General features: G+C 62.5%; 12 protein-coding genes. 7 read left to right on the forward strand and 5 right to left on the reverse strand.

What is annotated here, in order from left to right; translation table 11 throughout:
- Window positions 1-378 precede the first annotated feature (378 nt).
- The gene (locus tag F6X51_RS11860; protein WP_150963832.1) at window positions 379-561 is read right to left on the reverse strand and encodes a hypothetical protein; all 183 of its coding nucleotides are present in this window, start codon (window positions 559-561) and stop codon (window positions 379-381) included.
- Between the two features lie 592 nt (window positions 562-1,153).
- A complete protein-coding gene (locus F6X51_RS11865) occupies window positions 1,154-1,309 on the reverse strand; it encodes a DUF3309 domain-containing protein (protein ID WP_150963834.1) in 156 nt (51 codons plus the stop codon).
- A gap of 385 nt (window positions 1,310-1,694) precedes the next feature.
- Between F6X51_RS11865 and F6X51_RS11870 the strand changes: the two genes are divergently transcribed.
- The 4 genes from F6X51_RS11870 (at window position 1,695) to F6X51_RS11890 (ending at window position 4,309) form a co-directional block, all read left to right on the forward strand.
- Window positions 1,695-2,126: a CBS domain-containing protein gene (locus tag F6X51_RS11870; protein WP_150963836.1), complete on the forward strand. Its 432-nt coding sequence runs from the start codon at window positions 1,695-1,697 to the stop codon at window positions 2,124-2,126.
- 242 nt (window positions 2,127-2,368) lie between these two features.
- Window positions 2,369-2,653, forward strand: coding sequence for a hypothetical protein (locus F6X51_RS11875; protein WP_150963837.1), 285 nt, complete (start codon window positions 2,369-2,371; stop codon window positions 2,651-2,653).
- Window positions 2,654-2,826: 173 nt separating this feature from the next.
- Window positions 2,827-3,087, forward strand: a complete 261-nt coding sequence (locus F6X51_RS11880; RefSeq protein WP_150963839.1) for a hypothetical protein — start codon at window positions 2,827-2,829, stop codon at window positions 3,085-3,087.
- Window positions 3,088-3,715: 628 nt separating this feature from the next.
- Entirely contained in the window at window positions 3,716-4,309 is a 594-nt protein-coding gene (locus tag F6X51_RS11890) for a MucR family transcriptional regulator (RefSeq protein WP_150963842.1), read from the forward strand.
- A 105-nt stretch (window positions 4,310-4,414) separates the two neighbouring features.
- Here the strand turns inward: F6X51_RS11890 and F6X51_RS27860 are convergent, their stop codons facing one another.
- The 3 genes from F6X51_RS27860 to F6X51_RS11900 form a co-directional block, all read right to left on the reverse strand.
- Window positions 4,415-4,582, reverse strand: coding sequence for a hypothetical protein (locus F6X51_RS27860; RefSeq protein ID WP_191970086.1), 168 nt, complete (start codon window positions 4,580-4,582; stop codon window positions 4,415-4,417).
- A gap of 584 nt (window positions 4,583-5,166) precedes the next feature.
- The gene (locus F6X51_RS11895; protein ID WP_150963844.1) at window positions 5,167-5,397 is read right to left on the reverse strand and encodes a hypothetical protein; all 231 of its coding nucleotides are present in this window, start codon (window positions 5,395-5,397) and stop codon (window positions 5,167-5,169) included.
- A gap of 1,386 nt (window positions 5,398-6,783) precedes the next feature.
- Window positions 6,784-7,062, reverse strand: a complete 279-nt coding sequence (locus F6X51_RS11900) for a hypothetical protein (RefSeq protein WP_150963846.1) — start codon at window positions 7,060-7,062, stop codon at window positions 6,784-6,786.
- Between the two features lie 822 nt (window positions 7,063-7,884).
- Here F6X51_RS11900 and F6X51_RS11905 point away from each other — a divergent pair.
- The 3 genes from F6X51_RS11905 (at window position 7,885) to F6X51_RS11915 (ending at window position 12,360) form a co-directional block, all read left to right on the forward strand.
- Complete coding sequence (locus F6X51_RS11905; RefSeq protein ID WP_191970087.1) at window positions 7,885-9,231, forward strand: globin-coupled sensor protein; 1,347 nt, start codon at window positions 7,885-7,887, stop codon at window positions 9,229-9,231.
- Window positions 9,232-9,639: 408 nt separating this feature from the next.
- The gene (locus F6X51_RS11910; protein WP_246696762.1) at window positions 9,640-11,859 is read left to right on the forward strand and encodes a bifunctional diguanylate cyclase/phosphodiesterase; all 2,220 of its coding nucleotides are present in this window, start codon (window positions 9,640-9,642) and stop codon (window positions 11,857-11,859) included.
- A 12-nt stretch (window positions 11,860-11,871) separates the two neighbouring features.
- Entirely contained in the window at window positions 11,872-12,360 is a 489-nt protein-coding gene (locus tag F6X51_RS11915; protein WP_150963852.1) for a BLUF domain-containing protein, read from the forward strand.
- Window positions 12,361-12,606 lie beyond the last annotated feature (246 nt).

Here is a 12,606-nt window from a genome sequence, read left to right on the forward strand (position 1 = left end):
ACAGTAGGGCTTTCCCCCAAATTCCACATGTGCGAGTCTCGGTGTGCCAAGCGTTATGGCGCGCATTGGCCCCCCCCGGGGGGCGCATGATGCCCGGGTTTCCTTCGCGCAAGCACGGTCTGGTTGTCGTCCGATAGGGCTGCTGCAGTTTGAGACAGAAGGAGGGGCGCGTGACAAGGGAAGCGGAGTACAGGCTTGGCGTTCTGGACTGGCGCATCGCGGAGTTGAAGGCGCGTCGGGCCGATCAATACCTGCTCATTGAGGTCCAGGCCCAGCGCCATCAGGACACCTGCGAGGCCAAGGCAGAATTGCGGGCGGTCGAGAGCCAGCTCGCGGCTCTATGTGCCCGCACGAACAGCCTTGAGGCTGACGCCGCCCTCAGCCCGCCACGCTTTTGTCAGGCCCGGGCTCCAGCATTTGCAAGGTCCGGACGATCTCCTGGGCCACCTCTCGGCTGAGGCCGACCTGAGCAGCACCGTTCAGGCGCACCGGCTCGCCCGTCCTCGTGTTGTAGGCCGTCCAGCCCTTGCCTTCCTGGCGTATGGCGTACTTCCCGCTCATGATCTGCCATCGGTATCCGTGGCCGTCGTCCCATCTCCCGGCCAACCGGCTCGCAAGAGTTCATCGCCGGCCGGCGCTGCAAGTTCCTTCCGCTCTCGGCTGAGTAGCCCGGCGGGATCACCGACCGCGGCATCGTTCGGGGAAGGTGACGTGCCGGGCCGGTGACTGCCACCCCAGAGTTCGCGCGCGGGGCGCACGGTCATGCTGCTCCCCGCGATCGGCACCGATACGCGTTTCGACCGGATCCGGGAGTGCCCGGTTGGTCGGGTGCGGGATCGCGCGTCGACAGTTAGGCCTGAAAGCGCGTCTCTCCGAGGTGTACCCAGACAAGACTGAGCCGTGAGACACGTTCGGCGTCTCCTATGGGTTGTTTCCGGGCTTCCGAGATCCTGACTTGCGATAGTCCAGAGCCAAATGAGACACCTCAGCGGTCCGAAACGCTGAGGGTCTGAGACCGGCATAGAGGTGCCGGCCGCGCCCAGACTGCAAACCAGGCCGCCAGCTCTCGGCTGTTTCCGCCACCTGCCGAGTGGGCGAGGCCGCCAGTCCTTCGGGACGGCCTGCCGAACAGGAGCATCGGTCAGGACGTACGTCAGACGCGTCCCATGACGAGCAGGACGATGAGCACGACGACGAGAATGCCGCCGAGGCTCCAGCCGCCGGTGCGGTAGGGATAGGCGCCCCCGGTTCCGTAAAAGCCACCGCCGAACGCGGCGAGGATTAGGAGGATCAGAAGGATCGTGATCATGCGTCGGCCCTCCGGGCAGCATCTCGCTGCAACCTTGGCAGAACCCCTGCCATCCACCAGGCGTTCCGATTGCTGAGGCCCCCTCCACACAAGAAAAAGCCCGAGCCGAGGCCAGGGCCGAGAACCCGAACGGTCGTCCGCAGGACCCGAAGTCCGTCCGCTGGACGCCTGTCCGCAGAAATTCCTGTCCGTTGAACGGTTTCGATCCTAGCAAATGCTCTTCTCAGATCCGTCCGGAGAATCTGCAGGGGTATGCTTTTGCGTACATTCGCTTTGTCATGCAATAAAACTTGTCTAAGCTTGGAAAAGGGTACCAGAAAATCGACCGTTGTCACTGAGCGCGTTGCGGGCTGACGGCGCGCCTGCTTCTCTAGGAGGGAGACCCATGACCGTCGCCCACATCCTCGCCGAGAAAGGCTCCGCCGTCGCTATGGTGCAGCCCAACCGCACCCTTGATGATGCCATCCACCTGCTGGCCGAGAAGAGCATCGGCGCCCTGGTCGTTACGGACGAGGCCCGGACCCTCGTTGGAATTATCTCGGAGCGCGACATCCTGCGGGCATTGGCGCGGCAGGGTGCCGCCGCACTCGACGCTCCCGTCTCGAACCACATGATCCGTGAGGTGGTCATCTGCCGGCGCGAGACCACCAACGATGAGGTCATGCGGCTGATGACGGACCAACGCTTCCGCCACATGCCTGTCTGCGAGCACGGCAAGCTTGTCGGCATTGTCTCGATCGGAGACGTGGTGAAGCATCGCCTCCTCACCATGGAGGCCGAGGAGCAGGTCATGCTTGAGTATATCACGAAGGGCTGAGGCAGCGGTGCCGGCCGCTTGCGTGTAATCGCGGACGCAGCGCTCATCAGCGGTTCGGTTGAGGTGCGCGAGCGCAACGAGCCTGCCGTCGCGCAGTGACCCATCGACCTTTGCGCGGAACAGGTCCCTTCGTCCGTGAACGTTCGTGGACAAACTGATCGCAGTAGCAACGCCATTGTGAGCCGCGTTTTAGATATCGTTAACCATACTTCGCGAATGTGCCTCGGATCGGAGATCTTTCCATGGGCGATGATCAGGCAAGGCACCGGGCCAAGGCCCTGAACGAGGCGAGATCGCTGGCTCGTTCAGGGCTGCACGCTGATCACCGCAGCATCGTCGAGACGCTTCGCGGCAACGACATCCTGCACGACGCATGTCGCTGGTTCGAGGACGCCCGCTTCAAAGCACAACTCAATCAGATCTGCGCGCACGCCAAGGAGATGCATGCTCTCCGGGCGCAGGCAGAGAGAACGCGTCGACGGAACTGGCGCGCGCCCACGCCCGGTGCGGAACAGCCGAGCACTTGACCTGCACGCTCTGCAGTCCCTCGGCGGCCCCGGTGCCCATTAGCTGTGGCGCTCTTCGGCGAATACGGCCTCGACGGCCGCAACGCCGCCGCGTTCAGGAAGCTTTGAAATTTGGCTGCCAGCATGAGCCCTCGACATCGGTGGGCCACGCAGTGGCAGGAACGGAGGCTGCAATGGCCAGCAAAGCCAAGGGCTTCGATGTTCGAGAGGCGACCGATGTAGAGTTCGATCGCGACGACTCCTTCCTTCTGCCCATGTGTATGGCCAAGGCAGAGATGATGCTCGGCGAGGAGACCGCCATCATTCTGCTTGAAACCGCCGATGGTGCTCAGCTGGGGATCCCGCTCGGTCACAGGTCGCTTGAGCAGCTACATGTCATGCTCACAGAAGCCCTTCGCAGGTTGAAAACTGAGAAGGACGTTCGGGTCCAATAAGGAAGCATCCGAATGCCATCGGCTCCTAAATGAACAATTTTCGGTTCGCTGAGGAAAATTGTTGTTTTGGCCAGGCCCTCACTCCGGATGCCCTCACTCTCCTGTGCCGAAACGCGGGAGAGCCTATGCCAAATCCCCCCAGCCACGTTCTCGACCGCGCTGAGACAAGGGCCGCCAGGGCAGCGGACCGCGATCACGTCGCGCAAGCTGCTTGGATGGAACCCGAAAACCAGCAGCGCACCCGCGATGAACGACCCGAGCCGTTGAGGGCGCTGCGGCTGGAGCGGGAGAGGCAGCAACAGGGTGAGAGCAGCATCACTTCGCACCGCAGGTCCACGGCGTGCGGGGCGTGACGTCCGGGAGCGTAACGATCTTGGCCCGTGCGCCGCCTCCACGTGGAGTTGGGCTCTGCAAGCTCGACCGTACTGCTTCAGCATCGGCGGAAGCATCCGACCATCCGCATTTGCGCGATTAGCTGCGGTGGCGTGATCAGGCGTGATAGGCTCACATAAAGCGCCGTGCCAAATCGAACTTCTTCCTAAAAAGTCTTTGCGTTATAGCGATTGCGAATTGCCAGCGCACGGAAACCGCGTAGTAATCGAGACCTCCGAAACAGTCAGGTCTCGAAATGTCCGAAGCCGAAGTAGGTCCTCACACCGAAACAACCCCTCAGACCAACCACATCGAGCTCGCAGCTGACATCGTGTCGGCTTACCTCTCGAACAATCACGTTGCCGCTGGCGACTTGCCGGCTCTCATTGCGAGCGTCCACGCCGCCGTGACTGGCCTCGGCCAGGCGCCCGCGACGAGCGAGCCGGAGATCAAGGCCACACCGGCGCAGATCCGCAAGTCGATCAGCCATGATGCGCTGATCAGCTTCGAAGACGGCAAGCCCTACAAGACCCTGCGCAGGCATCTGACGATCCGCGGATTGTCGCCGGAGGCTTACCGCGCCAAGCATGGTCTGCCATCCGACTACCCGATGGTCGCGGCCTCCTATTCTGAGCAGCGCTCCTCGCTCGCCAGGAGCCTTGGACTCGGTCAGCAGCGCCGCAAGCCGGCGACAAAGGCCGGCGCCGCACCTGAGAAGGTCTCGGAGGCTGTCGCAGCGCCGAAGGGCCGCGGCGGCCGGAAGAAGGCTGCGGACGCGCCTGTGGCTGCGGAGACACCCAGGAAGCGGGCCGCCAGGCGCAAGGCGGCAGAACCGGCCCTGGCCGAGTGAGGCTAAGTCCGGCGCGCCGTGCCTCTCACGTCGCGCCGGTATCATCCGGACCACGCCCGACGGATCTCCAGGGTGCGCAGGATGGCGAGACCGATCGCGTCGGCATCATCCCCACCCTCTGGCGTAAAGGGTCAGGACAGCCGCAGCCTCGACATCATCGCTGTCGAGTCTTCCGACGAACACCCGGAACACCGAGCCCTCCGGGCCACTGTCGTCCTGTACCAACCCGACCCGGTAGCCGGCCTCCACGCCGTTGATACCGAGCGCCTCCACACCCTTCTCATCGTCGCCGGAAGGCTCGTCGTTGCCTTTGGCCGAATTGCGGGCGGATGACGTTGCTCATGCGGCCATCACAGCAGCACTGGCGTCAGGTTCGTGGGGATGGCAACGGCCGGCAGGGCGATCCCTCGCCGCATGTGTCGGCGCCGCTGCATCCGGGACGCACAAGGCCAGGTACGCTTGCGCGTCATCAGGATCGCGCCCGTGCTCACCCCTTCGACCATCCTCACAAGCGGGTTCGTCTCGGCCGTCTTCATCGCCGGACTGACCTTTCTCGCTGACGTCTCGACGCGGGCTCAGCTCGATCACGCTTTGCAGACGGTGAGGATGGCTCAAACGCCTCCTGCACTCACGAGCGGAACCACAGCACGCAGGAGCCCGACCGGCGCGCTCGATCGTGGGCGTCTGGAAGCCACGGTGCTCATGGTAAGCCAGCCCGGCGACGAGTAGGTCCCGCGCCGGACGGGGCCGAGCGCCGAGAGCCTCCGCTCATGCCATGCCATCACTTTCAGATTTCCGTCGGTCGAAGGTCGCTGCATCTTCAGCGCCTCCTTGGCCGGCTCGAATTCTCACGATGGTCAGAACAAGCGATTGGTCGGCGGCCCTTCGCAGGCCCTGTGCGCGTGGGTGCTGCGCTCCAACTCCGCGACGCGGCCCAATGCGATGTAGGCCCGAAGTCGGGCGATATGCAGCAACGCATTATGTCGGACCGCGTCTTCCGGCCCGTCAGGGCTGACGCGCTCGAGTTCGGCGAGGATTTCGCTGGTTCGATTGAAGCCCTGTCTGGCTCGGTCAAGATCCGAGTACATGCATGAACTCCCACGCTGATGCTGATGGCGTATGGACCGGCTCTCGAAGGCGTGCGCCTGATCAGCACTTGGGACGATGGCCGCCATTTTGCCGACACAGTCGCAGACGTTAACTATCGGTTAACCTACCGGGCAGACGATTTCGGTTTCGGAGGCGGCGGCGATGACTCGGTCTCGTAAACTTCGACTGAAGCGCTGGATCATGCGAGAGATTGATCGCTGCTTGCCGAAGGCCCCTCCTGAGCTCTTGCCGCCCCATCACGGCCCTGCCGCTGACAACGATCGGATCGCCAGCGACGGACCTGCGCGGTAATCCATCCGGAGATTTCGACCTAAAGGTCGGGCGCACCTCTGTAGGACGTCGAAGGCCCCCGTCACGGTACCCGCTGCGTCGCGGAGGAGGGTCGGACGGGTCATGACCCGCACATCGTCTCCGTCCGGTGTCTCTAGAAGCACCTCAGTGGCGCGGACAATGCGATGGGTCTTCAACGCCGTCGCCAGTGGGCAGTCGGGATGCGACAGGAGTGAGCCGTCCGGACGGTACATGCGCCACGCACCGCTCCAGCGCGCCTTACTGAGAACGGGTCGGAAACCCCACAATGCGGCGGCTGCGTCGTTGTAGTAGGTCAGCCAGCCATCCGCGTCAGTCGTGTAAATCGCCACGTCGATTGACTGAAATAACTCGGCGGGAGTTGGCTCAGCATTCCAGTTCGCGTCAAACGCGTCGAAATTGATCTTCGATGAGAGCCTTGACATTGAACCTCCCGCGACGGGCGGGCAAAAATGCCCGCGGCAAGCACCTCGGCTGCCCCCATCTGTCGCGAGTACCGAGGAACTGCATCCGTCCGATGACTCGGTCGTGTTCAGCTCGTCGGTGGACGCAAAGCTGCGCCGCAATCCAGACCGTCCAACCGGTTGAGATTGTGCCTCAGAGCTTCCAGGGGCGGTTGCTCTACAGACGCCATAGCCGACTTGCGCCAGCCTGGGCTCTCCCAACAGGCCTTCGATAGACGAGCGTGCTGTCTCACGTAAGCCATCAGAGATCAACATGAAAGTGAATTGCATACAATATTAGCTGTGGTTTTGCGTTTGCGAGCCAATGCTGCGCCGCAAAAGGAAACGGGTGGTGTTGTGTCTTCTTAAATCCTGGACCGTAAGAAACTGCCGCTCCGTGAATTGTACTAAATCTTAAGTAGCTTGGGCTACCTTAAGGTCGTGGAAGGAGCCGACACGATCGTCGGGCCGCAACTCCGCCACGGCCGAGGCCGATCGCGCGCGTGAGTTCGGAGCGCGGGGCGGCTGATGGGCCCTCGCCAAGCCGAAAAGCAGAAGGACCCGGCTGTTAAAGCCGGGCCCAGGTGCTTCTCACGGGGCGAAGGCGAAGGCTCAGAACCGATAGCGCAGGCCGGCGCTCACGGTAGGGTCATCGCCGCCTGACCGCGCGAAGCTGGTCGAGCCGGTGATCACTCCGCTCAAGCCGTTGCCGAGATCCAGGTTGAGGCCACCCGCCACGCGGCCGTACACGTCATCGCTGAACCGGCCAGTCGGGGTGCGGATCAGCAGCGCCGGCGCATAGGTCTGGAACGAGGTGACCGTGCGCACGTCATCCAAGAATTCGTGCTGCGCGGTCAGGTTGATCTCAACGCGCGACAGAAGTATGAACACTTATTCTCAATGACAACGCAAAATCTCTAAGAGTTAGACGTCCACGCCTCTGATCATTCACTAAATCGAATGCTCATTCAAGATGTTGAGGGCAGGCCGGAATTTGAGGCATTTCTTGGAATAGAAGGCGATATGTGAAGCGCTTGATCAATCAACGCTATTACCAGTATTTGCAGAAGTGATGAACCGTTTGCATTTCCGGTTTTGACCTCAATGCCCAAAGGCTCTCGGAGCTTCCGAGTGACCTCGTCTCGCCGATCTGGCTCTCTGGTGCGAGCAGAACGACGACGGCTCACAGCTTTCGCACTGACGTCATTCCCTGCTGCGGTCGCGATAAATCCCGAAGAGATCAGAATGTGTTGACTTCTCCCCTTGCCCTCCCACGAACCTGCAAGGCCCTCGACCGGTGCGCCTTCCGACACGTCCGACGCTTTCGCCAGACGTGCCATCATCGACGCTGTTGCGTCTCTGGACACATTGTTTTCTTTCATACAACTTGCGGACACACCGGGGCTTCTTTCGATCATTGAGAAGAAATTCTTTAAGTCATTTACAATCAATCGGGATTTGTGGGCAAATTTGAACTCATAAGCTCTGAGTTTAATTTTCGAAAAAACGCCAAAAAACAGGCAGAACGGCAGTGCTTATTTATGCAGGCCTACCCTGGCAATGTTGTTAATTTATAATTAGGAGATTTATTGAAATATAACGTGAACGAGATGCAAGTCTGTGGCGCTAACATTCTGGATGGCTGCGCCATCCGGTCATGGACGAAGCGCGTGATCTTACCGCTCGTGTTGTCGGTATGCAGGGTGGATGATCATGAGTGAGACGGATCAGCAGAAGCGGTTTGCCGCGTTCCACATCTCCAGTGGCGATCTTATCCTTCTCCAGCAGCATGCTGCCTTTGCGCGAACACGCCTGCCGCACTTGCTGACCGAGTTGCATGCTGAGTTCGCCAGCTGGCCTGAGATCCAGCGTGCCCTGATGCTGCCTGACGTGCACGAGGCGCGCGTGGCGCACTGGGTGCGCGCTGCCGCTGGTGATCTCAAAGAGGGGTTTCAAGCCTCTGCTGAGCGGTTGGCGACCGCCTTCAGCAGGCACGGCGTCCCGGCTTATGCGGTTGCAGTCTGCCACTTCACAGTCTGTCGTGCGATCTTGAAGGAGCTTGGGCTTAACCGACCCTTGTCCTCTGGCGTCAACACGCATCTCAAGCTCGCGCAGATCGCCAGCGGGCAGGCCCTCGCGTCTGTCATCGAGAAGGTGGCATGGTTCGATCTCGAACTGCTGCTGGAAACCTATGCTCGGGTTCAGGAAACGAGCCGGCAACGGACGCTGTCGCAGCTGGAGGGCTTCCAAGGCACGGTGCAGGCCATCGTCGAGGCGGTCACGAGCGGCGCCGGCACGGTCAGCAGCCGAGCCGAGATGATGGTGACGGTCACAGCCGAGACCTCGAAGCTGGCGCTCACCGCAGCCGATGCCTCGCAGGAAGCGTCGCACAACGTCGATGGGGTGGCGGCAGCCGCGGAGGAACTGTCTGCCTCGCTCAGCGACGTCTCCCAGCAGGTCTCCCGTGCTGCTGAGATCGCCCAGACTGCGAATCGAGCCGCGCAGCAGACCGATGTCACGGTCCAAGGCCTCTCGGGTTCAGCGAGCCGGATCGGTGACGTGGTCGCACTCATCAGTAGCATTGCGAGCCAGACCAATCTCCTGGCGCTCAATGCCACCATCGAGGCCGCGCGCGCAGGTGAGGCGGGACGGGGCTTCGCAGTTGTGGCTGCCGAGGTGAAGAGCCTCGCGGGTCAGACGGCGAAAGCCACAGACGAAATTACCGCACAGGTGGGCGCGATGCAGAGCGCCACCCATGACGCCGTGAGCGCCATCGGGCGGATTGCCGTGATGATCGAGGAGATGGACCGCGTGGCCGGCACCATGGCGGCGGCCGTTGATCAGCAGCGTGCCGCCACGCAGGAAATTGCGGGCAACGTGGCGCGTGCAGCCACCGGCACACAGCAAGTCGCAGGTAATATCGACGGGGTCAGCAGCGCGGCTCAGACAGCCGGAGGTGGGGCCGGTGAGATGCTAGGAGTGGCGCGCTCACTCGTGGATCAGGCCACAATGTTGAGGCAGGCGATGAGTGATCTCCTCGCGCAAAGCCGGGCGGCCTGATCTGGTTCAGCATCTGATCGGGCTCAAACAAGCCCTCGCCTTCGGCCAGCGATACGTGCCTGGAGGCATCGCGAGGACAGCCCTCGCTTCTGCGTTCAGCGATTGAAGGAGGGCGTGCTCAAGCCAACTCATCGTGCCTCACTCGGATCGAGATGAACCGCACACATGAATGAAACAGTCCATCGTCCCTACGAACTCCATCAAATCTCAATCTTCCGTTCCGATCTTTCCCTATCTCACGAACCTGTATAGATCATGACCCAGCTCTATAACTGCGTCGCGACCCAACACGATCTGCGGCTTATCGCAGTCGCTGCCCTGATCTGTGCATTGGGCACCTGCTCGACCTTCGCGATGGGCCGGCAGGTGTTCCGGAGCGGAGCCGGGAAGGAGCGCCTGATCTGGGGAGTGACGGGCGTCATCGCCACGAGCTCGGCCATTTGGGCTACCCATTTCATCGCGATGCTGGCCTTCGAGCCGAGCATGCCGTTCGGCTTCGCCGCGGGTCGGACCGCCGCGTCGCTCCTGGTCGCGATCCTGCTGGTCGGCCTCGGCACGGGCGTCGTCGTCGCACGCCCGAGCCTCCCAGGCCGCATCGTCGGTGGCGGGATCGTCGGCTTGGCCGTCTCGGCCATGCACTACACCGGCATGGGCGCCTATCACGTCCAGGGCACGTTGCAGTGGGAGAGTTCGACCGTGGCCGTGTCGATAAGTGTCGGCGTTGCTCTCGGCAGCCTGTCGATGGTGCTGGGCTTCAGCCGACACCGGCGCGTTCGCAACGTCGCGCCGCTCGTCCTGCTTCTCGCCGTCTGCGGAACGCACTTCCTCGGAATGAGTGCCGTCACGATCGTGTTCGATCCGAGCATCGAGATTCCGGGCGGCAGCATCGACGCCACCATCCTCACCATCCTGACCGCAAACGCCGCGCTCCTGATCGTCGGCTTCTCGCTAACGGCGCTGCGTCTCTGGCACATGAACAGGCAGCGGCACGAGGCCGAGAACCAGCGCCTGCACGACCTGGCCAATATCGCGGTCGAGGGCCTCATGATCTGCGACGGCGACACGATCTCGGGCATCAACTGCAGCCTTGAGCGCGTTCTCGGGCTGTCGCGCGACAGCCTGATCGGGGCGCCGCTCCAGCGTATCCTGCCGGACCTCTCGGTCGCCAGGATCCCGCTCACGCACGAGATCGATGCCCTCCTCCGCGACGGCCACGAGGCCGAGGTTCCGGTGCGCGTGATCGCGCAGACGATCACGATCAAGGCCAAGCCGCACACGGTGGTGGCAGTCCGTGACCAACGCGAGCGGCTGCGGGCCGAGGCCGAGATGCACCGGCTCGCCCACCACGACACCCTGACAGGGCTGGCCAACCGGCATCAGTTCAACGAGGCGCTGGCCCTGCGCTTCGCTTCGCGACGCGGCGAGGACGCGACGTTCGCTCTCCTGATGCTCGATCTCGACCGCTTCAAGATCGTCAACGACACCCTTGGGCACGCCATGGGCGACGAGCTTCTCCGCCGCGTAGCCAATCGGCTGCTGCGGGCCCTGCGCGACGGGGATCTCGTCGCCCGGCTCGGGGGCGACGAGTTCGCCATCCTGAAGGCTGGGGGAACCGATCTCCCGGCGATTCAGGCGGTCGCCGAACGTATCATCGACATCCTCGCACGGCCCTTTCTGATCGACGGGCACATCCTGAACGTCGGTGCGAGCATCGGTATCGCACTCGCGCCCGGCGACGGAGAGACACCGGATCTGCTGATGGGCAACGCCGACCTCGCGCTGTACGGCGCCAAGGAGGAAGGACGCGGCAGATACCGTCTGTTCGAGGCCGGCATGAACGCGCGCATCCAAGCGCGCCGCACGCTCGAGCTCGATCTCCGACGAGCCATCGCTCGGCAGGAGTTCGAGCTGTACTACCAGCCGCAAGTCGATGCCCGAACGGGAGCCTACGACGGCGCGGAGGCTCTGATCCGCTGGCATCATCCGCAGCGCGGCCTCGTCTCGCCGGCCGACTTCATCCCCCTCGCGGAGGAGACCGGGCTGATCGGCGTCTTGGGCGAATGGGTGTTGCGGACGGCGTGCGCGGAGGCTCTTTCCTGGCCAAAGCATCTGACCGTGGCCGTCAACTTGTCGCCGGTCCAGTTCCGCGACGCCAGGCTCGCTGTGACGATCCGCAACATCCTGGCGGAGACGGGGCTGCCCGGCTTCCGCCTCGAGGTCGAGATCACCGAAGGGTCATTGCTGCAGGACGAGCAGCGCACGCTGGCGATTCTCCGGGAGCTACGGACGCTCGGCATCCGCATCTCGATGGACGACTTCGGCACCGGCTACTCCTCGCTGAGCTACCTGCGCCGCTTTCCCTTCGACAAGATCAAGATCGATCAGTCCTTCGTTCGGCAAACTCCGGACGACAAGGACAGCGCCGCGATCGTGCGTGCGATCACGATGCTGGGCGCGAGCCTCGGCATGAAGACGACGGCCGAGGGCGTCGAGACCGACGCGCAGTCGAGCTTCATCGCCGGTGAAGGCTGCGACCAGCTGCAAGGATACCTGATCAGCCGACCGGTCCCGGCGGATAAGATTGCGATGCTGTTCTCTCCGGAGAACCGGATCGCGCAAACAGCGTGAAGAAAACCATCCATGACCATACATCGGCTTCTCTACCGCAGCGACATGGATCTGGTCGGCACAGCGGCAAGCATCGAGCAACAGTTGATCGAGATCATCCGCCTGTCCGAGGCGCGGAACGCAGTCAACGATCTCACGGGTGCGTTGCTGCACACCCGCGGCGTGTTCATCCAGGCTCTGGAGGGGCCGCTTCCGGCGATCGAGGCGACGTTCGAACGCATCTGCTGCGACCTGCGTCACCGGCGGGTGGAGCTGCTGGAGCTGGTCCATGCGGAGGAGCGCGTGTTCGCCGAGTGGTCGATGGCTCGCATCACGGCCGATCATGCCTTTGAGAAGCTATTCCCCTGCCTGGAAAATATCGAGGAACAGCATTTGGAATCTGCTTCAGCTCAAGCGACGATCCAACTCATGCGATCTCTACTGATCGCAGGAGCGGACCGGTTCCCCAGCTTGGGACGAAGGCGAGCTCCAATACCCCGATCGCTCGAATTGGGGGTCTGAACAACCAACCTGACCGGCTGGCTTGGACCGGGCTCAATGCGAGGATCAGAGAACCTGGAGATGACGCGTGGATGGAGGTGGAACGCGGAGCTGACGGAGCTGACGCGGCGCCAGGTGGAAGTGCAGACGGCAAACGAAAAGAGCGCTGCCGCCGCGTGAAGAGGCGGAGATTTCCGGGTAGCGCTTTGCAGCTCTGATGGGAATTCGGCGGCCCATCTGCGGTGCGTCTGCTCATCCGGAATGACA

Source organism: Methylobacterium planeticum, assembly GCF_008806345.1.
In the GTDB taxonomy this organism is placed as follows: domain Bacteria; phylum Pseudomonadota; class Alphaproteobacteria; order Rhizobiales; family Beijerinckiaceae; genus Methylobacterium; species Methylobacterium planeticum.

Bases quoted from the DNA above. Each gene is read 5' to 3' on its own strand.
- F6X51_RS11860 (WP_150963832.1), bottom strand. From the start codon at position 561: ATGAGCGGGAAGTACGCCATACGCCAGGAAGGCAAGGGCTGGACGGCC.
- F6X51_RS11880 (WP_150963839.1), top strand. From the start codon at position 2,827: ATGGCCAGCAAAGCCAAGGGCTTCGATGTTCGAGAGGCGACCGATGTA.
- F6X51_RS11870 (WP_150963836.1), top strand. From the start codon at position 1,695: ATGACCGTCGCCCACATCCTCGCCGAGAAAGGCTCCGCCGTCGCTATG.
- F6X51_RS11905 (WP_191970087.1), top strand. From the start codon at position 7,885: ATGAGTGAGACGGATCAGCAGAAGCGGTTTGCCGCGTTCCACATCTCC.
- F6X51_RS11915 (WP_150963852.1), top strand. From the start codon at position 11,872: ATGACCATACATCGGCTTCTCTACCGCAGCGACATGGATCTGGTCGGC.
- F6X51_RS11890 (WP_150963842.1), top strand. From the start codon at position 3,716: ATGTCCGAAGCCGAAGTAGGTCCTCACACCGAAACAACCCCTCAGACC.
- F6X51_RS11895 (WP_150963844.1), bottom strand. From the start codon at position 5,397: ATGTACTCGGATCTTGACCGAGCCAGACAGGGCTTCAATCGAACCAGC.
- F6X51_RS11865 (WP_150963834.1), bottom strand. From the start codon at position 1,309: ATGATCACGATCCTTCTGATCCTCCTAATCCTCGCCGCGTTCGGCGGT.
- F6X51_RS11875 (WP_150963837.1), top strand. From the start codon at position 2,369: ATGGGCGATGATCAGGCAAGGCACCGGGCCAAGGCCCTGAACGAGGCG.